The sequence below is a fragment of the Streptomyces sp. CC53 genome, from assembly GCF_001865245.1.
Taxonomy (GTDB): Bacteria; Actinomycetota; Actinomycetes; order Streptomycetales; family Streptomycetaceae; genus Streptomyces.
Genome location: NZ_MKXB01000176.1, coordinates 1 through 19,794, shown reverse-complemented (window position 1 = coordinate 19,794; position 19,794 = coordinate 1). Strand labels below are relative to the sequence as shown.

Here is a 19,794-nt window from a genome sequence, read left to right as displayed (position 1 = left end):
GTGGCGGAGCTCCGGAGGCGCGGGGTTCCGGGCGCCGGGCGGGGCCGCCGGAGCGGCCCGGGATGTGACGGACCTCGCACGGCCCGGGGAGCGGCGGGAGCGGCCGACCGGTGGGTTACTCGGGAGTAGCAGGGCTGGTGGCGCTCGCCGTGCCGCCGGGCGAGTCGGGGGCGCCGGGTGCTTCGGCGCGGGCGGTGAACCCGGTGCCGTCCGGAGCGGTGACGGTCAGGGTGCGGTGCTCGATCCGGTACGCGAGCGGCCCCGAGCGCACCACGGCGACCAGCCGTTCCTCCAGTTCGCCGGAGGGCCGCCCGCAGAGCTTGCGGGTGGTGGCCAGACGACCGAAGGTCAGGGTGCCGGGGCTCTCGGTGACGGTGACGTCGGCGGTGAAGGTGTTGCAGCCGAGGTTGCCGCGTGTGCTTCCGTCGGCGCCGACGGTGAGGTGGGCGCGTCCTTCCGTCCCCACGGGCAGGCTGGAGGCGGTGTCTCCGGCGGCCGGGCCGGCGAGCAGGCCGTCGACCGTCCAGGTGGTGCCGGTGAGTTCGGCGGCGGGTTCCTCGCTGAGCGCGACGGTGTCGCCGCCTTCCGTCCGCAGCGTGAGTCGGCCGTCGGCCGGCTCCGTGCGCAGGGCGCCGCCGGTGAGGGTCCGCAGCAGCAGTTCCTCGAAGCGCTGGACCGGCTCGTCGCAGGCCCGTTCCGTCCTCGTCAGCTCGCTGAGGCGGACGGTGTCGCCGCTGGTCGCGGCGGTGGCCGTGAACTGGTTGCAGCCGAGGGAGCCGCGGGCGGCGCCGGGGCTGAACTCGACGTGCGGGGTGCGGGTGGGCGCGCTGGTCCGGGTGCCGTCCACGGTGACGCTGTCGACGGTCCAGTGGACGCCGTGGAGCGGTGGGGGCGCCGGCTCGGACCCGCCTGCCGCGCCACCGCCCGGACCTGCGGTGCCGCACGCGGCGGTGACGAGGAGCAGCGCGGCGGCGAGGGCGACCGCGGCGACGGGGTGCTGCTGCTTGGTGTTCCGCATGCCGCTCTGACGGGCCGGCCGGCGGAACGGTTCCGGGACGGGCCGCCCGGGTGGGCTCCGGTGGCCGTGGGCGGGGACGGCTCCGCTTCCGCGGGCGGGGCGCGGCCCGGTCGGACGCCCGCGGATGCGCCCGGGGATGGGCGTCAGGGGGCACGGTCGTACATGGGGTGCCCGGTCGGACGCACCTGGCGGGGTGGCCGGTCCGGCAGGCGCGGGCGCCGAACCGGAGAGCGGGCTCCGGAGCGGCACTCTGGCTGAGCCGTCCGGCAGGCGCGGGCTCCGGACGCGGGCCCGGGGTGCGCGCCTGCCGGCCCGGCAGGACGCGGAGGTCCCGCACGGGTGGGGGCCGCACTGGACGCGGCCCGGCAGTCGCGGGGCCCCGGGCGCAGCCCGTCCCCGCAGGGGCGTGAACGTCGTGAGCGGGCTTCTGGGGCGGTACTCCGTGGTGTCTGGGCGTCGTGTGCCCCGTGGGGCGGGCGCGGACCGGCTCGGGCCTCGGGTCGGCTCAGCCGAGTACGGGCAGGTGGGGCGACAGGTCGGCGCGTTCGCCACTGGCCGTGAGGTGGGCCTGCTCCACCGCCGCGGTCCAGGCCGTCCGGCCCGTGGCGAGCCTCAGCCAGGTCAGCGGGTCGGTCTCGACGACGTTCGGCGGGGTCCCCCGGGTGTGCCGGGGCCCTTCGACGCACTGGACGACCGCGTACGGCGGGACGCGCAGCTCCACCGAACCGCCCGGCGCCTGCACGGCGAGCGCGTCCGCGAGCAGGCGCGTACAGGTGGCGAGCGCGTGGCGGTCGTGCGGGATGCCGAGACCCGCCGCCGCGTTCAGGTCGTCGGTGTGGACGCAGAGCTCGACGGTGCGGGTCACGAGGAAGTCCCCGAGGCGCATGCCCCCGAAGCGGGTGGTGATGAGCTGCTCGTCCCGGCCGGCCGCGAGCGCCTCGGTGAAGTCCTTCTCCGTCTGCCCGTACAGCTCGGCGAGTCCTCGCGGGTCCACCGCGAGACCGGCGAGCTCCCGGGTGTCCTCGTCGACCGCCGACGCGTACCCGCGTGTGGCGGCCGGCCAGTCCATGAGGCCGAAGTCGCGGGACGCCGGCTCGGGTCCGGTCACACCGCGGACGACGGAGCGCAGCACCATGGCGACGTGCGCGGCGAGTTCCCGTACGGTCCACGCGCCGAGCCGTGTGGGCAGGGCCAGTTCGTCCGGGCCGAGCGTCAGGACGGCGTCGCGGACGTTCCCGAACTGGGCCAGCACGGCGGCGCGGGTCCTCGCGGGGTCGTAACTGCGGGTGCTGCGGGCGGTCTTCTTGGCCGGGGGCATGCTCCGAGGCTACTCGTCCACGGCGGCCCGGTCAGGCTCCCGCAGCGGCGGGGGTCCTGGTAACGCAGTGTCAGGGGGCTGCGGAGAGCCACCTGTGCCCACAGCGTCAGGGGGTGATGCGGAGGGCCGCCCGCGTCCCGCCGCCGGCGATGCGGGCGGCGCGCCGGAATGCGGGGGCCGCGTTCCTGGTGCCCGGTGCCGAGGTCGCCGTCCGCCCTTGCCGCTCCTACGCCGTAGGGCGGGCAGCGCCGGGCAGGCGAAGGGGCCGGTCCGCGCGAAAGCGGACCGGCCCCCGGGTGCTGGGGCGCGCGACTCAGGCGAGCAGTGCCGGGATCGTCGCCTCGTACGCCGTGCGCAGCTCCTCCAGGGCGATGCTGAACTCGCCCTGCACGTCGATCGCGTCGCCGTCCACGACACCGATGCGGGTGGCGGGCAGGCCCCGCGCGCCGCACATGTCGGTGAAGCGGAGCTCCTCGCTGCGCGGGACGGCCACGACCGCGCGGCCGGCCGACTCGCTGAACAGGAACGTGAAGGCGTCGAGCCCGTCCGGCACGACCAGCCGGGCGCCCTGGCCGCCGCGCAGGCACGACTCCGCGACCGCCTGGATCAGGCCGCCGTCGGACAGGTCGTGCGCGGCGTCGACCATGCCGTCGCGGGACGCGGAGATCAGGATCTCGCCGAGCAGCTTCTCCCGGTCGAGGTCGACCCGGGGCGGCAGACCGCCGAGGTGGTCGTGGACGACCTGCGACCAGGCCGAGCCGCCGAACTCCTCGGCGGTGTCGCCGAGCAGGTACAGCAGCTGGCCCTCCTCCGCGAACGCCATCGGCGTGCGCCGGTTGACGTCGTCGATGACGCCGAGGACCGCCACGACCGGGGTCGGGTGGATCGCGGTGTCGCCGGTCTGGTTGTAGAGCGAGACGTTGCCGCCGGTGACCGGCGTGCCCAGCTCCAGGCAGGCGTCGGCGAGACCACGGGTGGCCTCGGCGAACTGCCACATGACGCCCGGGTCCTCGGGCGAGCCGAAGTTCAGGCAGTTGGAGATCGCGAGGGGCTTGGCGCCGGTGGCGGCGACGTTGCGGTAGGACTCGGCGAGCGCGAGCTGCGCACCCGCGTACGGGTCGAGCTTGGCGTAGCGGCCGTTGCCGTCGGTGGCGATGGCGACGCCGAGGTTGGTCTCCTCGTCGATGCGGACCACACCGGCGTCCTCGGGCTGGGCGAGCACGGTGTTGCCCTGCACGAACCGGTCGTACTGGTCGGTGATCCACGCCTTGGAGGCCTGGTTCGGGGACGCGACGACCTGGAGGACCTGTGCGCGCAGCTCGTCGGCGGTCCGCGGGCGGGCCAGCTTCCCGGCGTCGTCGGCCTGGAGGGCGTCCTGCCACTCGGGCCGCTCGTAGGGGCGGTGGTAGGTCGGGCCCTCGTGGGCGACGGTGCCCGGGGGCACGTCCACGATCTGCTCGCCGTGCCAGAAGATCTCCAGGCGGTCGCCGTCGGTCACCTCACCGATGACGGTGGCGATGACGTCCCACTTCTCGCAGATCTCCATGAACCGGTCGACGTGCTGCGGCTCGACGATCGCGCACATGCGCTCCTGCGACTCGCTCATGAGGATCTCCTCGGGCGAGAGCGTCGCGTCGCGCAGCGGCACGGTGTCGAGCTCGACGCGCATGCCGCCGGTGCCGGCGGAGGCCAGCTCGCTGGTGGCGCAGGACAGGCCGGCGCCGCCGAGGTCCTGGATGCCCGCGACGAGCTTCTCCGCGAACACCTCCAAGGTGCACTCGATGAGCAGCTTCTCCTGGAACGGGTCGCCCACCTGCACGGCGGGCCGCTTGGTCGGCTTCGTGTCGTCGAAGGTCTCGGACGCGAGGACCGAGACGCCGCCGATGCCGTCGCCGCCGGTGCGGGCGCCGTAGAGGATGACCTTGTTGCCGGGGCCGGAGGCCTTGGCGAGGTGGATGTCCTCGTGCTTCATCACGCCGATGCAGCCGGCGTTGACCAGCGGGTTGCCCTGGTAGCAGGAGTCGAAGACGACCTCGCCGCCGATGTTGGGCAGGCCCAGGCAGTTGCCGTAGCCGCCGATGCCGGCGACGACACCGGGCAGGACGCGCTTGGTGTCGGGGTGGTCGGCGGCGCCGAACCGCAGCGGGTCGACGACGGCGACGGGGCGGGCGCCCATGGCGAGGATGTCGCGGACGATGCCGCCGACGCCGGTGGCCGCGCCCTGGTAGGGCTCGATGTACGAGGGGTGGTTGTGCGACTCGACCTTGAAGGTGACCGCGTACCCCTGGCCCACGTCGACGACGCCGGCGTTCTCGCCGATGCCGACGAGCATGGCGTCGTTCTCGGGTGCCTTCTCGCCGAACTGGCGCAGGTGGACCTTGCTGCTCTTGTACGAGCAGTGCTCGGACCACATGACGGAGTACATGGCGAGCTCGGCGCCGGTCGGGCGGCGGCCGAGGATCTCGCGGATGCGCTCGTACTCGTCCTTCTTCAGGCCGAGCTCGGCCCACGGCTGCTCGACGTCGGGCGTCTCGGCCGCGTGCTTGACGGTGTCGAGAGTCATGCGTTGACCAGCTTCTTGAGGATCGAGGTGAAGAACCCGAGGCCGTCGGTGCGGCCCGTGCCGACGAGCGGCTCCACGGCGTGCTCCGGGTGCGGCATGAGGCCGACGACGTTCCCGGCGGCGTTGGTGATGCCGGCGATGTCGCGCAGCGAGCCGTTGGGGTTGACGTCCAGGTAGCGGAACGCGACCCGGCCCTCGGCCTCCAGCTCGTCGAGCGTGCGCTCGTCGGCGACGTACCGGCCGTCCATGTTCTTCAGCGGTACGGAGATCTCCTGGCCCTGCGCGTAGTCGGCGGTCCAGGCGGTGTCCGCGTTCTCCACCCGCAGCCGCTGATCCCGGCAGACGAAGTGCAGGTGGTTGTTCCGCAGCATGGCGCCGGGGAGCAGGTGGGCTTCCGTGAGGATCTGGAAGCCGTTGCAGATGCCGAGGACGGGCATGCCGGCCCTGGCCTGGTCGATGATCGTCTCCATCACCGGGGAGAACCGGGAGATGGCCCCGGCGCGCAGGTAGTCGCCGTAGGAGAAGCCGCCAGCGAGGACGACCGCGTCGACCTGCTTGAGGTCCTTGTCGCGGTGCCACAGCGGGACCGGCTCCGCGCCCGCGAGCCGGGCCGCGCGCAGCGCGTCCTGGTCGTCGAGCGTCCCGGGGAAGGTGACGACTCCGATGCGGACATTGCCGCGGATCGGAGCTCCTCCGCTGAGGGCGGCGGTGGGAGACGGGTGGGCGGTCACGCCTCCTCCACCTTGACGACGAAGTCCTCGATGACGGTGTTGGCAAGGAACGTTTCGGCCATCTCGTGGATGCGGGCGAGGGCGGCCTCGTCGACCGGGCCCTCCACATCGAGCTCGAAGCGCTTTCCCTGGCGGACGTCGGCGATCCCGTCGAAGCCCAGGCGGGGCAGTGCGCGCTGCACCGCCTGCCCCTGCGGGTCGAGGATCTCCGGCTTGAGCATGACGTCGACTACGACGCGTGCCACTGGCACTCCCGGTGGTGTGTTGCGTGGGCGGTTCCCTCAGCGTACCTGCCTACAAATTCTACGCGAGTAGATTTCCAGAGGATCCCACAAACACCAAGACGATCACCGCGCACTCGGCCCGGAGAAGGCGACGCGGGACCCCGCGGCCGCCCTGCCCGCGACCGCACCGGAAGCCTCGCGGAAGCACCGACGGGAACCCCATCCGTCCTGTGAAATCAAGGAAAATAATGCCCTTCCAATGCGGGCGGACACGCGCAGGCATTTGCCGGGGCTTCCCAATGCCGTGCCACGCGCTGTACAAAGGAATCCAGAGAAGCGAGAGTTTTCCTCTCCATACCCGTAAATCCGGCAGCGCCGCACCTCAAAGACGTCACGGACGCAAGAGACGTGACCGAGCACACAGCACACCACGCGGCGTGCCGCAGGAAAGGACCGATATCCGTGGCGCAGCGCGTAGTGGTCACGCTCTCCGACGACATCGACGGCGGAGAAGCGGCGGAAACGGTCAGGTTCGGGCTCGACGGTAAGGCGTACGAGATCGACCTCAATGAGGCGAACGCCAAGAAACTGCGGGAGCTGCTGGCGCCCTACATGGCGGTGGGTCGAAAGAAGTCCACCTCCTCGTCCGCCGGCCGCAAGCAGCCCTTCCGGCACACGTCCGTGGCACCGGACCCGGCGGCCGTACGCGCCTGGGCGCAGTCCAACAAGCTCGACGTACCGGCCCGTGGCCGAATCCCGAAGCGGATCTACGACGCCTTCCACGAGGCGCACTGAGGCGAGGGGGGCGGCGCGTACCGCTTGGGGCGTGCATGCACCCGGCCCGCACGAAACCCGCCCCCGCGTCGCCCGTCCCCGGGCCGTTGCTCGCGGCGTCCGCCCCCGAGGCACCCGGGCTCGCGGCACCCGCCCCTTGAGGCACCCGGGCTCGCGGCACCCGCCGCCGCGGGCCGCGCACCTCGTCGCCGCCGCGGCCCGAGCGCCACGCCTACGCACCCGGGCACCTCGACCGCGCACCCGCTGGACCGTGTTCAGGCGCTCGACCACGACGGCCGCGCCCCACCCCGTCGGGACGCCCTCGGTGCAGCTCCCCGCTCGGTCGCAGCCGCAGCCGCTCCTACTCAGGGCCGGGCGCTCCGCGCACCGCACCTGACACGTGGCCCTGCGCCCTGGTCGCCGGCTACTGCGGACGCCCGGCCGCCGAGGCCACCGACCGGCCGACGCGCTCCCGGCCCGGGCCGCGCAACCCCGCCCGCCTGGTGCCCGGCGGCTTGGCGCCGGCAACCGCCGTACGGGGGCACCGCCCCGGGGAGGCGCCCCCGAGGCCACGTCCCTCACAGGGCACCCACCCTCCGAGAGCCCTGCCCCGCGGGGCGGCGGGAGCGGAGTTGCAGAGCACCCCCCTTGATCCGCTAGAGTTTGGAGCACGCCGAGGGGCAAGGCCGAAAAGGCCCCACCTCACGGAGCTTGCGGGTGTAGTTCAGTAGTAGAACATCCCCCTTCCAGGGGGAAGGCGCAGTGTGCGATTCCTGTCACCCGCTCTCCATCACGTACCGACCACTCCGGTGGATCAGGTACAGTGGTGTTCGCACCACCGGTGAAAGCCGAGTGGTCGCACTGCGGACGTGGCTCAGTTGGTAGAGCATCACCTTGCCAAGGTGAGGGTCGCGAGTTCGAATCTCGTCGTCCGCTCAGAGAGCGAAGGCCCTGGTCGAAAGACCAGGGCCTTCGTCGTATTCCCTACCGGCACTCACCGTGGCACCGCCCCTTTCCCTGCCCTTCTCACCGGCCGCGGCCGGTCCTGCACCCATGACATTTGTCAGCGGGGACTCCTGACAGTTCTCTCTGCCGGGGCGCCCCCTGCCCGGGAACGCTGGAACCATGACCAGCGACGACCACGCGATACGGGCGGAGGACCTGCGGCGCAGCTACCGCGGGGGCTTCGAGGCCGTGTCCGGAATCACCTTCTCCGTGCGGTACGGCGAGATCTTCGCGTTGCTCGGCACGAACGGAGCCGGCAAGACCTCCACCGTCGAACTCCTGGAGGGCCTGGCCCGCCCCACCGGGGGACGCGTACGGGTCCTGGGCCGCGACCCGTATCGCGATCGCGCGCTCGTACGGCCCCGCACCGGCGTGATGCTCCAGGAAGGCGGCTTCCCCTCCGACCTCACCGTCACCGAGACGCTGCGCATGTGGGGCGGCTGCACCAGCGGCGCCCGGCCCACCGGGGAAGCGCTGGAGATGGTCGGTCTGGCCTCCCGTGCCCGCGTGCGCGTGAAGCAGCTCTCCGGCGGTGAACGGCGGCGGCTGGACCTGGCCCTGGCCCTGCTGGGGCGGCCCGACGTGCTGTTCCTCGACGAGCCGTCGACCGGCCTCGACGCCGAGGGCCGCCGCGACACCTGGGAGCTGGTGCGGAGCCTGCGCGACTGCGGGACCACGGTGCTGCTCACCACGCACTACCTGGAGGAGGCCGAAAGCCTCGCCGACCGGCTGGCGATCATGCATGCGGGGCGCATCGTGACCTCCGGCACCCCCGCCGAGGTGACCGCGTCCCGCCCGTCCCGCATCCGCTTCCGGATGCCGCCCGGGATGCCGGTCGCGCGGCTGCCGCTGCACCTGCGGGCGGCGGGCTCCGACCGCGACAGGCGCGTCGAGATCCGCGCCCACGACCTCCAGGAGGCGCTGACCCGGCTCCTGCGGTGGGCACAGCAGGAGAACGTGCGGCTGGAGGGGCTGGACGCCCGTTCCGCGTCGCTGGAGGAGGCGTTCCTGGAGATAGCGCAGTCCCAGGCGCCCGCGGGATCGACGCCCGCAGGGCCGGCTGCGGAAGCGGCGGGGGTGTGACGGCATGACGGAGACGACGACCGACGCGGCGGAGACGGAGAGGGGCACGGGAGTGGGGCCCACGACCACGGCGGCGGGACGGCTGGCCGCCCTCGGGCGCGCCGAACTCACCCTGCTCGTGCGGAACCGGACCGCGCTCTTCGTGACGGTGGCCGTGCCGCTGCTCATGATCGGCTCGATACGGGGGACGCTGGACCGGGTCAGCCTGGAGAAGACCGGCTTCAGCATCGCCGAGGCGGCCATGACCGGCGGACTGGGCATGACGCTGATCATCGTCGTGTACCTCAACCTCGTCGCGGCGTACGTGTCGCGGCGCGAGGAGCTGGTGCTGAAGCGGCTGCGGACGGGCGAGGTGTCCGACGGGGAGATCCTGGCCGGCACGGCCCTGCCCCCGGCCGCAGCCGCGGTGGCGCAGTGCGTGATCCTGGTGGTGGCGGCGGTGGCGTTCCTGGACGTCCGGGCACCGCAGCGGCCCGAACTGCTGGTCGCCGGCGCCGTGGTCGGCCTCGTGCTGCTCACCGCGCTCGCCGCCGTCACCGCCGCGGTGACCAGGACCGTGGAGAGCGCGCAGATCACGACCATGCCGCTGTTCCTGGTGTCGGCGCTCGGTTCGGGGCTCTTCCTCCCGCTGGAGGTGTTCCCCGAGCGGATCGCGACCGTGTGCGAACTGCTGCCGTTCACCGGTGTGATGACGCTGATGCGGGCCGGGTGGCTCGGCGGCGGCGACGGCGCGGAGCTGCTGCGGGCCGGGGCGGCGGCGCTGGTGTGGACGGCGGTCTCGGTGTTTGCTGTCCAGCGGTGGTTCCGCTGGGAGCCGCGCCGCTGAACCTCCGGGGCAGGCGTCACCGGCCGGGACCACGGTACGGACGGCACCCCGCGGAGGAGGGCCGGTGGTCGCCGCGGCGGGCCCGGTGGGACGCCGACGGCAGGACCGAGGGGGAGGAGCACGGGGGCATGGCCGAGTTGACCGGCTGGTGGAGCCGCAGGAGCCACCCGGAGAAGGTGGAGCTGTACACCCGCTGGACCTACCACGGGCTGGCCGCGGTCGAGTTGCTGCTGGGCGGTCCCGCGGCGGCCGCCGTCGCGGTCGGGCCCGCGGAGGACGCCAGGCCGGTCGGGGGCTGGCTGCTGCTGCTCCTCCTGGTGCACACCGTGCTCGTGGCCGCCCTCTGCTCGTACGCCCTCAGCTGGCAGTTGGGGCGCAGGCCCCGCCCGCGTCGGCTGATCGCGGTCCTCACCTCGGTGACGGTGGCGGGCTGCGTCGTGGTACCGGCCCTGTTCCGGTTCGGCAGCGTCCAGGACCCGCAGATGACGGCGTACCTCCTGGGCGCCGTGGTCAGCTGGGGTGTCGGCGGGCTCGCCCTGTGCCTGGTCAAGGTGCGCCACCTGCTGGCGCTGTCCCTCGTGGCACCCCTGGGCGTGGGACTGACCTGCGCGGCGATCGGACTGCCCGCGGGAGTAGTCGCGGCACTCGCCTCGGCGACGGCGTTCGGCGCGGTGGTCTTCGCGACCACGAGCGGCTTCTCCGGGTGGCTGCTGCGGACCGTGTGGGAGCTGGACGCGGCACACCGCCTCCAGGCGCGGCTGGCCGTCGCGGAGGAGCGGCTGCGCTTCGCCCGCGACCTGCACGACGTCATGGGCCGGAACCTGTCGGTGATCGCCCTGAAGAGCGAACTGGCCGTGCAGTTGTCCCGGCGCGGGGCCGCCGAGCGGGCGGTGGGGCAGATGGCCGAGGTCCAGCGGATCGCCCAGGAGTCGCAGCGGGAGGTACGGGAGGTCGTCCGCGGCTACCGCGAGGCGGACCTGCACACCGAACTGGAAGGCGCCCGGGGGGTGCTGGCCGCGGCGGGCGTCACGTGCAGGGTCACGGCGGACGGCCTCCCCACCGAACTGCCGGCCCAGGCCCGCTCCGCCCTCGGGTGGGTGGTGCGCGAGGCCACGACGAACGTCCTGCGGCACGGGGACGCGCGGAACTGCACGGTGACCGTGACGGCGCCGACGGGGGGAGAGCAGCACGTGACCGTGGTGATCGAGAACGACGGGGCGGACGCTACGGCGGCCGCCCCGGCCGCGGGCGGGGGCAGGGGCGGGCCGAACGGCGGTGCGCAGAGCGCCGGCGGCCTCGGCGCAGGCACCGCCCGTCCCGGCGCTCCCCGCACCGGCGGGAAACCCGAAGGGCCGTCCCGTACCGGCGGGGGACCGGAAGGCGCAGCCCACACCGGCAACGGCCCCGACGACGCCTCCGGCACCGGCGGCGGGCGCCCAGCGGACGGCTCCCCCACTGGCAACCGGCCCGAGTCCCGCGGCAGCGGCGGACCCGAGGACGCGTCCCGCACCGGCGACGGACCCGCGAACAGAGCCCGCACCGGCGACGGACCCGCGGACAGAGCCCGCACCGGCGACGGACCCGCGGACAGAGCCCGCACCGACGGCGGACCCGGAAACGGCTCCCGTGCCGGGGGCGCCCGCACCGGCGCGTCCCTTGCCGGCAGCTCCGGTTCCGCCGGATCGGCCGGGGCTGCCACCGGGGGCAGCGGGCTCGCCGGACTGCGTGAGCGGCTCGTGGCGCTGGACGGAACGTTGGAGGCGCTTGCGCTGCCCGGCGGCCGGTTCCGCGTCACGGCCAGGGTGCCGCTGGCACCGGCCCCGGCTGCGGCCCGCGCCGCGGCCGCCCCCGCGCCCGCCGCGGCCGGTGACCCGGCGGCGCGTGACGCGGCCGTCGCGGCGGGAGGGACGCAGCCGCCCGCGGCGGCTGCCCACGCCCACACCGGGGCCGACGCCGCCACCCGGGGCCTCCCCGCCCCCGGCAGGCCGGGCCGCCCCGAGGCCGCGGCCGGCTGCCGCGTGCAGCGGGGCGGGCCCGTCGGCGAGGAGGGCTCCGGGTGACCGCGCACCCCGTGCGCGTCCGCGTGCTGCTGGCGGACGACGAACACCTGATCCGGGGGGCGCTGGCGGCGCTGCTCGGACTGGAGGACGACATCGAGGTGGTCGCCGAAGCGGCGTCCGGCCCGGAGGCGATCGCCATGGCGCTGACGCACCGGCCCGACGTCGCGGTGCTGGACCTCCAGATGCCCGGCGCCGACGGCGTGAGGGTCGCCACATCCCTGCGGGCGGAGCTGCCCGGCTGCCGCACCATGATCGTGACCGGTCACGGACGTCCCGGCCACCTCAAGAGGGCCCTCGCCGCGGGCGCCCGGGGCTTCGTGCCGAAGACGGTCAGCGCGCAGCAGCTCGCCGAGATCATCCGCACCGTGCACGCCGGGAACCGCTATGTCGACCCGGAGTTGGCGGCCGACGCCATCGCGTCCGGCGACTCGCCGCTGACCCCGCGCGAGGCGGAGCTGCTGGAGCTCGCGGCGGACGGGGCACCCGTCGCGGAGATCGCCCAGCGGGCGTCCCTCTCCCCCGGAACGGTCCGGAACTACCTGTCCTCGGCCGTCTCCAAGCTCGGTGCCGAGAACCGTCACGCGGCAGTGCGTCTCGCACGCGACCGGGGTTGGGTATAGTAGGTGCCGCGCGACAGCGCATGCGGACGTAGCTCAGTTGGTAGAGCGCAACCTTGCCAAGGTTGAGGTCGCGAGTTCGAGCCTCGTCGTCCGCTCGGGATCGAAGGCCCCGGTCATCACGACCGGGGCCTTCGGCGTTCCCGGAGCCGTGCGGTGCTCCCGGAGCCGTGCGGTGGTCCTGGGGGACGTGGCGCCCCGGGAGACGCGCGGCGCCGGGCAGGCCGGCGCGCCCCGCCGTTCTCGGGTCAGCGGGGCGCCGGTCGGCAGGTCACTGCCAGGCGGAGCCCGTCAACAGCTCGTACGCCTCGACGTACTTGGCGCGGGTCGCGTCCACGATCTCCTGCGGAAGCGCGGGCGGCGGCTGCTCGCTCCTGCGGTCCCACCCGGAGGCCGGGGAGGTGAGCCAGTCCCGGACGAACTGCTTGTCGTACGAGGGCTGCGCGCGGCCCGGCTGCCACTCGGCGGCGGGCCAGAACCGCGACGAGTCCGGGGTCAGCACCTCGTCGGCGAGGACCAGCCCGCCGTCCGCGTCGTGCCCGAACTCGAACTTCGTGTCCGCCAGGATGATCCCCCGGTCGCGGGCGATGTCGCGGGCCCGGCTGTAGACGGCGAGGGTGGTCTGGCGGAGCTGCGCGGCGGTCTCCGCACCGACCTGGCGGGCCACCTCCTCGTAGGAGACGTTCTCGTCGTGGTCGCCGACCGCGGCCTTCGTCGCGGGCGTGAAGATCGGGGCGGGCAGCTCGGAGCCGTCCACCAGGCCCTCGGGCAGGGCGAGCCCGCAGACCGTGCGGGACTCGTCGTACTCGACCAGGCCGGAACCCGTGAGGTAGCCGCGTGCGACGCACTCGACGGGGATCATCCGGAGGGACCGGCACACGAGGGTGCGGCCCTCCCAGTCGGCGGGGGCGCCGGCGGGCAGCTCCGTCGAGATCACGTGGTTCGGGATCAGGTCGGCGAGCTGGTCGAACCACCACAGGGACAGCCGGGTGAGGACCCGGCCCTTGTCCGGGATCTCGGTGGGCAGCACCCAGTCGTACGCCGAGACGCGATCGCTGGCGACCATCACGAGGTCGCCCGTCTCGCTGTTCCGGTACAGCTCGCGCACCTTGCCGGTGTGGAGATGCACCAAGCCCGGCACCTGCAGCGGTTCGGGCTTTTCTACGAATCCGGACACGGTTCCTCCCCGTGGGTCTGTCCCAACGCGGCAATTCTCCCGTACGGCAGGAGAGCGGCCGTGTCCGGGGGCACGGAGCGGTTCTAGTCCCGTTTGCAGATGCGGTCCAGCAGATTGGCCGTGGCGCGCTGGACACGGGCGTCGACATGACCCGGGCGGTCCAGGGCCGGGGACCAGCCGAGGGTGCCGGAGGCGAAGACGAGGGCGCCGGACGGCGCGCGGTACAGCGACGTCTCCTGGTGGCGTAAGGCCCCGCCGCCGTCCCGGTAGGGCGAGTGCGCCAGCAGGATGCGGCACTGGTGGTCGGGGAGCGGCGTGCGGGGGAAGTAGCGGTCGGCCTCGCCCGCGACGAGGCCGGGCAGCGCGTCGCCCTCGCCGGCCCCGGTGGCCTCCCACAGCCAGTGCTCCGCGTTCCGGACGACCAGGGGCTGCGGGTCCCGGACGCGGCCGGCGTACTGGATGCCGAGCAGCTGCTGCTCCGGCCTGTCGACCTCCCGCCACAGTGCGGCCTTCCCGGGGCCCTGGCGTTTTCGGCAGCTGAGCAGCCGGTCGGGGACCCCCGAGGGGGACGGGGCCAGCTCCACCTGCCAGTACATGGTGTTGGCGGACAGGAACACCAGGGACGTGCCGCAGTCCCGCGCCTGCTCGACGGCCCGGCGCATCGGCACCGACCAGTACTCGTCGTGGCCGGGGAAGACCAGGCCGCGGTAACGGGTCGGGTCGACGCGGCCCGCGTGCAGGTCGCTGGCGTCGGCGTACGCGAGGTCGTAGCCGTACCGCTCGGCCCAGCGGATCACGTCGTAGGCGTGCCCGATGTGCAGGGGCAGGCCCTGGCCGGCGTAGGGCCGGTCGAAGGAGAGCGTCGCGGCGGCGTCCGCCTCCCCGAGGAGGCCCCCGTCCGCGTCCCACGCGTGGTAGAGGCTGGCGCCGGTGCGGCCGTCCTCCGGGTAGAGGTTGTACGCCTGCCAGGTCACGTCCGGCAGCACGAGGAGCAGGTCGGCGGGGTGGCCGTCGCGGACCGTGAACGGGATGTGCGAGCGGTGTCCGTCCCTGGTGGTCAGCACGGCGACGTACGCGCCGATCGTCCAGTACGACGGGATCGGCAGCCGCCAGGACAGCCACCAGTGGTGGCAGGAGACCGTACGGCCCGCGGTGAGCGGGGGCGGCTGCACGATGCCGGACAGCCGCGGACTGGTCGTGATCTTGGCGGCGCCGTCGCCGCCGTAGTGACCTATGCGGTAGACGTCGACCGAGAACTGCTGCGGCGGGTTCACCGTGATGCGGAAGTCGATCGCCTCGCCGGGTGCCACGGCGCCGGTGGAGGCGAAGCCCTTGATCTGGAGGTGCACGTCGTCCGCCGGGCGGGGCGCGCCCCCCGAGCCGGCCGACGCGTCGCGCCCCGGGGCGACCGGCGGCACCGCGTACCAGGGCGTGAGCCGCCCGTGCTCGTCCACGTACTGCTCGGTGCCCCGCAGCCAGGGCAGTGGGCCCTGGCCGAATGGATCGTCGACGGCGTGGGCCAGCGCACCGGACTCCCACCGCCGTACCTGCTCCGCCCGCATGGTGCTGCCCCTCCCTCGACTCCCCCGCTCCGCCCGGCTCCACGCTCGGCTGTCGCGGCGCGTTCAGCGCCGGTCCCCAGCACATCACATTACGCACGCACTCCGTCACCGGTCGTCGCGAATTGACGTGAACGGAGCGAGGCATTCCGTTGTGGGTGCGCCGGTGTCACCCGTCGGGGGGATGGCCTGCCGGCACACGGCCAGAACGTCGCGGGACCGGGCGGAGGACCCGGCGAGGGCCCGGGACCGTGAGGGCACGAGACCGCGACGGCCCGGCTGGCAGGCACGATGAGCCAGGCGGCCGCGCGGCGCGCGCGCACGGCGGGCCCTGGGGGTGCGCCCCTGCCCCCAGCCACCACAGGCCCCGGCTGCACGGTCCGCGCGCACGGTAGACCCCGTAGCTGCACCAACCCAGCCACGACGGGACCGGAGCGCGCACGACCCGCACGCTCGGCAGGCCCGGGAACTGCACCTCACCCCAGCCACGACGGGACCGGAGCGGCACCGGTCTCGCGCGCACGGCGGGCCCAGGGGGTGCGCCCCCGCCCGCGTCGGCACACGCGCGGGTGCCGCAGCCGCGGGTGGCTCCGGTGGGTGCCGTCAGGTGAGGCGCAGGGGGGCCTCGGGGCGGATGCCCAGGGTGGTGAGCCAGGTGCGCAGGGGCTTCGGGTCGGCGTCCTCGACGAGCGCGAGGACTCCGGACGACACCTCGGCGCGGGCGGCCGCGCCGGCCCCGTCGACCAGCAGCGTCGGTCCGTCCAGCCAGTCCAGGCCCGGGGCCGCGCCGGCCGTGTCCACCGCAGCGCAGCACACCGTCGCCGTCACGTGGTCGGTCAGCAGGTCCCGTCCGGTGCGCGGCGGCTGGAGCGGTACGAGCGGCAGGTCGCCCCCGTCCGGGAGCAGCAGCGCCTCGGGGCCCGGGGGCCGGGACCGGGCGTCGCCGTCGGGCTGCCGGGAGTCTGCGGCGCGGGCCGTACCGGCCCCGGCCGCGTCACGTACGGCCTCCTCGCGGGCGGCGTCCTCCCGGGCGACCTCCGCGGTGAGCGCGGCAGCCAACAGGTCGCCGTCCGGCGCGGCGGCCAGGTGGGCGAAGACCCGCTCCAGCGTCGGCGCCTCGGGCGCCCCGAGCCGGTCCAGCGCCCGGTGCAGGCGCGCGGCCTCGGTCCGCCACTTCCGGTCGACGACCTCCCGCGGGTACTCCTGCCAGTCCACCGGCGCCCAGTCGGGTCCCGTCCGCGCGGGCCCGCCGTGAAAAAGCCGGGCCGCCAGCAGGGAGGCCGCCTCGTCGACGAGGCCCGGCTCTTCCAACAGGTCGCAGGCGGGCCGTTCGCCGAGCCGCGACGTGTACCCGTCGGCGAGCCGGTCGCGCCGCGACAGCTCGGTGAGCGCCGCGACCACCCCGGCGTCCAGCCGGGACGGCCAGCGGCCCATGCGCCAGGCGGGCAGCGCCACCCGGGTCAGGAGGCGGTCCCAGCCCGCGTAGGCGAGACCGACCTGTTCCTGCGCGACGATCCGCAGGCCGTAGTCGACGGCCTGGGCCCGCTCCGAGGCTGCCGCGGCGACGCCGCGCTCCATCTCGGCCACGTGCCCGCGCACCGCCGACAGCATCGGCCGGGCGACCGCTCCGGCGGCCCGCGCCCCCAGCCGCCGTACAGCGCCGAGACCGGGCCCGTCCGCAAGCGCGACCGCGGCGTCGAGCCCGCGTACGAAACGGCGGGCCGCGGCTATGTCCGGCTGTACGGACGCGCCCGTACCGGCCACGACGGGCGCGAGCACGGCCCGCAGCTCGCCCACGCGCATCCACCACAGGAACGGCGACCCTACGACCAGCACCGGCGCGGCTGTCGGCCCGGAGGAACCGGCGCCGTCCGTGCGGGTGCTGCCGCCTTCCGCGGTCGGGTGAGCGCGGTCCTCCAGCCAGCTGTCGCAGTCCGGGGTCAGCGCTATCGCCGAGGGAGCGGGCACCGACAGCCGTGCGGCGAGGTCCCGCACCATCCGGTACAGGTCGGGCGCCGCCGCCTCCGTGATCTCCACCGTGGGGGTCTGCGCCGGGCGGGCCCGGGCGATCACGGCGGCGGTGCCCGCGGCAACGGCCAGCACCAGCACGGCGACGGCCACCATGACACCGCGGGCGACATCCCAGCCGGGGCCGGTCAGATGGCCGCTCACCCCGCCGGAGAGCAGGACGACCGCGACCGCGGCGGGCAGCAGGGCCACGGCCCACGCCCTTCCGCGCACCCGGAGCACCGCGAGAGCCCGGGCGCGTGCCGCGCGCGCACCCCGCTCCTCACCCATGGCGTTCGGAGACCCCGGGAACGCCCGCGAACCCGAGGTCTCCGCGGCGCCCTTGTCCTTGCGGAAACCGGAACCGAACACAGCCGTACGTCACCCCCTCCAGCCCTGTGGCAGACGGCCCTTCCCGGGCCCGCTGCCTGCGGCGGATTTGCTCACTCCCCCACTGTGACACCCGCCCCTGACATCGCAATGCCGGTGGGCCAAGTGCCGGAACGCCTGCGCGGCACCCTAGTTGGGGCACCGGCGGGCGTCATCCGGATGGGTGAGTCGTCACTCGATGGAATGGCTTTGGCGAGAGGAAGGACGGCTGGGCGAGGCCCCCGATTCACGTGCGGCGGCCCGCCGACCGGCGGCCCGACCGGTTGCCGCGAGCCGTTGGCGACCGGCGTGCACACGGCCCCGGCGGGCAGGTCGTCCTGCGCGCCGAGGGGTCCCGGCGGGCACGTGGCTCTGCGCGCCGAGGGGTCCCTGCGGGCACCTGGTCCTGCGGGCCCAGGCTGGCTGGCGGCCCGTGGCTACGGCGGCCCGGTCGCGCAGGAGGTTCCGCCGGCGTCGGCCGACCTGGCACCGGCGGACCCGGCGTCAGCGGACCCGCGTCGGCGGACCCGGCGGAGCCACCCGCACCGGTCCGGCCTGCGTACGCGGGGTGCGGCGACCGGTCGCCCGGCGCGGCCGGTCCCCCCGAGAGGAACAACCGTCGTCCGCCGGGGCAAGAGGAGCAGCCGCCGCGCGCCGGGAAAGCAGGACCTGGTGTCACCGCGCGAGGCCGCGACGGACCAGCCTCCCCCGCCGCTACGGCGAGAGCGGTACGGCACGGCCGCCGCAGCCGCCGCGGGCGACGCCGGCGGCCTCAGGGCGGAGGCGCCGACGGTGGCCGGGCCGGTCGTGAGGACCGTGGCCGGACCGGCACGGCGAACCGGGCGCGGCCCGCGACCCCGCTGGGACCACCGCGGCCCGCCCCTGCCGGGAGAGCCGGCCGCAGCCACGTCCAGGTCAGGCGCGGCCCGTCGGGATCGGCGCCTACTCGCCCGCGGCCCGGCGCGCGATGTCCGTACGGTGGTGCGAGCCCTTCAGGCCGATGCGGTCCACCGCCGCGTACGCGCGCTGCCGGGCCTGTGCGAGGTCCTTGCCCGTCGCGGTGACCGACAGGACGCGGCCGCCGGCGCTCACCACGTGCTCACCGTCCCTCCTGGTCCCGGCGTGCAGGACGTACGCGTGCGGGGCGTCGTGCTCCGCGACCGCGTCCAGGCCGGTGACGGGATCGCCGGTGCGCGGCGACGCAGGATAGTTCTCCGACGCGACGACCACGGTCACGGCGGCGTCGTCGCGCCAGGTCAGCGGCGGCTCCGAGTCGAGCGTGCCGTTCGCGGCGTTCAGCAGGACACGGGCGAGCGGGGTGCGCAGCCGGGCCAGGACAACCTGGGTCTCCGGGTCGCCGAAGCGCGCGTTGAACTCGATGACGCGGACGCCGCGGCCGGTCAGGGCGAGACCCGCGTACAGCAGGCCGGAGAACGGAGTGCCGCGGCGGCGCAGTTCGTCGACGGTCGGCTGGAGCACGGTGTCCATGACCTCGTCGACCAGCTTCGGCTCCGCCCACGGCAGCGGCGAGTAGGCGCCCATGCCGCCGGTGTTCGGGCCCTCGTCGTCGTCGTAGGCCCGCTTGAAGTCCTGGGCGGGGGTCAGCGGCAGCACGGTCGTGCCGTCGGTGACGGCGAAGAGGGAGACCTCGGGTCCGTCGAGGTACTCCTCGATCACCACCCGCTCGCAGGAGAGCGCGTGGGCGCGGGCCTCCTCGACGTCACCCGTGACGACGACGCCCTTGCCGGCCGCGAGGCCGTCGTCCTTGACGACGTACGGGGCGCCGAAGGCGTCGAGTGCCTCGTCGATCTCGTCGGGCGTCGTGCAGACGTAGCTGCGGGCGGTCGGCACCCCGGCGGCGGCCATGACGTCCTTGGCGAACGCCTTGGAGCCCTCCAGCTGGGCGGCCTCCTGCGACGGGCCGAAGCAGGGGATGCCGGCGGCGCGCACGGCGTCGGCGACGCCCGCGACGAGCGGGGCCTCCGGGCCGACGACGACGAGGTCGGCTTCCAGGGCGCGGGCCAGGCCGGCCACGGCGGCGCCGTCGAGGGCGTCCACCTGGTGGAGCTCGGCGACCTCCGCGATTCCGGCGTTGCCGGGCGCGCAGTGCAGAGCGGTGACGTCGGGATCGAGGGAGAGGGAGCGGCACAGGGCGTGTTCGCGGGCGCCGCCGCCGATGACGAGGACCTTCACGCCAGCCAGGGTAGCCCGGAGCCCGCCCCGCGCTTTGTGCGGGCCGCCGACCGGGATGCCCTCACTCGTTCGTGTATTCGTCCAGGACGGTCGCGCCGAGCTCTCGGACGATCAGCTCGTGACTGGAGAGGGCCGACTCGACGAGGTCCGGATCGTCCTCTTCCGGTACGTCGTCCTCGGGGGCGACCTGCCGGGGCGCGGGCGGCGGTGGCGGCTCGTGGGCGGGCTGCGGCGGGGCGGCGGGCTGCCCGCCGTGGGCGGAACCCGGGC

15 protein-coding genes and 3 tRNA genes are annotated in these 19,794 nt (G+C 74.6%); 8 read left to right on the top strand and 10 right to left on the bottom strand.

Annotation, left to right across the window (positions count from 1 at the left end; translation table 11 throughout):
- Positions 1–115 precede the first annotated feature (115 nt).
- From BJP40_RS22075 to purS, 5 genes are all read right to left on the bottom strand, one after another.
- Positions 116–1,018, bottom strand: coding sequence for an META domain-containing protein (locus BJP40_RS22075; RefSeq protein WP_071281815.1), 903 nt, complete (start codon positions 1,016–1,018; stop codon positions 116–118).
- Between the two features lie 505 nt (positions 1,019–1,523).
- Entirely contained in the window at positions 1,524–2,336 is an 813-nt protein-coding gene (locus BJP40_RS22070; RefSeq protein WP_071274396.1) for a maleylpyruvate isomerase family mycothiol-dependent enzyme, read from the bottom strand.
- Between the two features lie 313 nt (positions 2,337–2,649).
- Entirely contained in the window at positions 2,650–4,899 is a 2,250-nt protein-coding gene (purL, locus tag BJP40_RS22065; protein WP_071281813.1) for a phosphoribosylformylglycinamidine synthase subunit PurL, read from the bottom strand.
- Positions 4,896–5,582: a phosphoribosylformylglycinamidine synthase subunit PurQ gene (purQ, locus tag BJP40_RS22060; RefSeq protein WP_071281826.1), complete on the bottom strand. Its 687-nt coding sequence runs from the start codon at positions 5,580–5,582 to the stop codon at positions 4,896–4,898. Before purQ ends, purL begins: the two co-directional genes overlap by 4 nt.
- Before the next feature lie 44 nt (positions 5,583–5,626).
- Entirely contained in the window at positions 5,627–5,875 is a 249-nt protein-coding gene (gene purS, locus BJP40_RS22055; RefSeq protein WP_071274402.1) for a phosphoribosylformylglycinamidine synthase subunit PurS, read from the bottom strand.
- Between the two features lie 441 nt (positions 5,876–6,316).
- On the opposite strand from purS, the gene BJP40_RS22050 reads away from it, so the two are divergent.
- The 8 genes from BJP40_RS22050 to BJP40_RS22015 all read left to right on the top strand — a co-directional run bounded on the left by BJP40_RS22050 (position 6,317) and on the right by BJP40_RS22015 (position 12,317).
- Entirely contained in the window at positions 6,317–6,649 is a 333-nt protein-coding gene (locus BJP40_RS22050) for an Lsr2 family protein (RefSeq protein WP_079169624.1), read from the top strand.
- 692 nt (positions 6,650–7,341) lie between these two features.
- Positions 7,342–7,413, top strand: a tRNA-Gly gene (locus tag BJP40_RS22045).
- 78 nt (positions 7,414–7,491) lie between these two features.
- Positions 7,492–7,564, top strand: a tRNA-Gly gene (locus BJP40_RS22040).
- A 189-nt stretch (positions 7,565–7,753) separates the two neighbouring features.
- Positions 7,754–8,716 (top strand): ABC transporter ATP-binding protein, encoded by a 963-nt coding sequence (locus tag BJP40_RS22035; RefSeq protein ID WP_071281812.1) that lies wholly within the window; start codon positions 7,754–7,756, stop codon positions 8,714–8,716.
- A 4-nt stretch (positions 8,717–8,720) separates the two neighbouring features.
- Entirely contained in the window at positions 8,721–9,542 is an 822-nt protein-coding gene (locus BJP40_RS22030; RefSeq protein ID WP_071281810.1) for an ABC transporter permease, read from the top strand.
- Between the two features lie 128 nt (positions 9,543–9,670).
- Positions 9,671–11,602, top strand: a complete 1,932-nt coding sequence (locus BJP40_RS33195) for a histidine kinase (RefSeq protein WP_079171363.1) — start codon at positions 9,671–9,673, stop codon at positions 11,600–11,602.
- Positions 11,599–12,222, top strand: coding sequence for a response regulator transcription factor (locus BJP40_RS22020; RefSeq protein ID WP_071267167.1), 624 nt, complete (start codon positions 11,599–11,601; stop codon positions 12,220–12,222). The genes BJP40_RS33195 and BJP40_RS22020 overlap by 4 nt, the downstream gene beginning before the upstream one ends.
- A gap of 22 nt (positions 12,223–12,244) precedes the next feature.
- Positions 12,245–12,317 (top strand) — tRNA-Gly (locus BJP40_RS22015).
- A 173-nt stretch (positions 12,318–12,490) separates the two neighbouring features.
- On the opposite strand, the gene BJP40_RS22010 is transcribed toward BJP40_RS22015, so the two are convergent.
- The 5 genes from BJP40_RS22010 to BJP40_RS21990 all read right to left on the bottom strand — a co-directional run.
- A complete protein-coding gene (locus BJP40_RS22010) occupies positions 12,491–13,396 on the bottom strand; it encodes a phosphoribosylaminoimidazolesuccinocarboxamide synthase (protein WP_071267169.1) in 906 nt (301 codons plus the stop codon).
- Positions 13,397–13,479: 83 nt separating this feature from the next.
- A complete protein-coding gene (locus BJP40_RS22005) occupies positions 13,480–14,958 on the bottom strand; it encodes a N,N-dimethylformamidase beta subunit family domain-containing protein (RefSeq protein WP_071281806.1) in 1,479 nt (492 codons plus the stop codon).
- A gap of 600 nt (positions 14,959–15,558) precedes the next feature.
- Entirely contained in the window at positions 15,559–17,253 is a 1,695-nt protein-coding gene (locus BJP40_RS22000; protein WP_071281824.1) for a hypothetical protein, read from the bottom strand.
- 1,020 nt (positions 17,254–18,273) lie between these two features.
- Positions 18,274–19,524 (bottom strand): phosphoribosylamine--glycine ligase, encoded by a 1,251-nt coding sequence (purD, locus tag BJP40_RS21995; RefSeq protein ID WP_071281805.1) that lies wholly within the window; start codon positions 19,522–19,524, stop codon positions 18,274–18,276.
- Positions 19,525–19,585: 61 nt separating this feature from the next.
- A partial coding sequence (locus BJP40_RS21990) for a hypothetical protein (RefSeq protein ID WP_143065985.1) occupies positions 19,586–19,794 on the bottom strand: 209 nt, incomplete at its 5' end.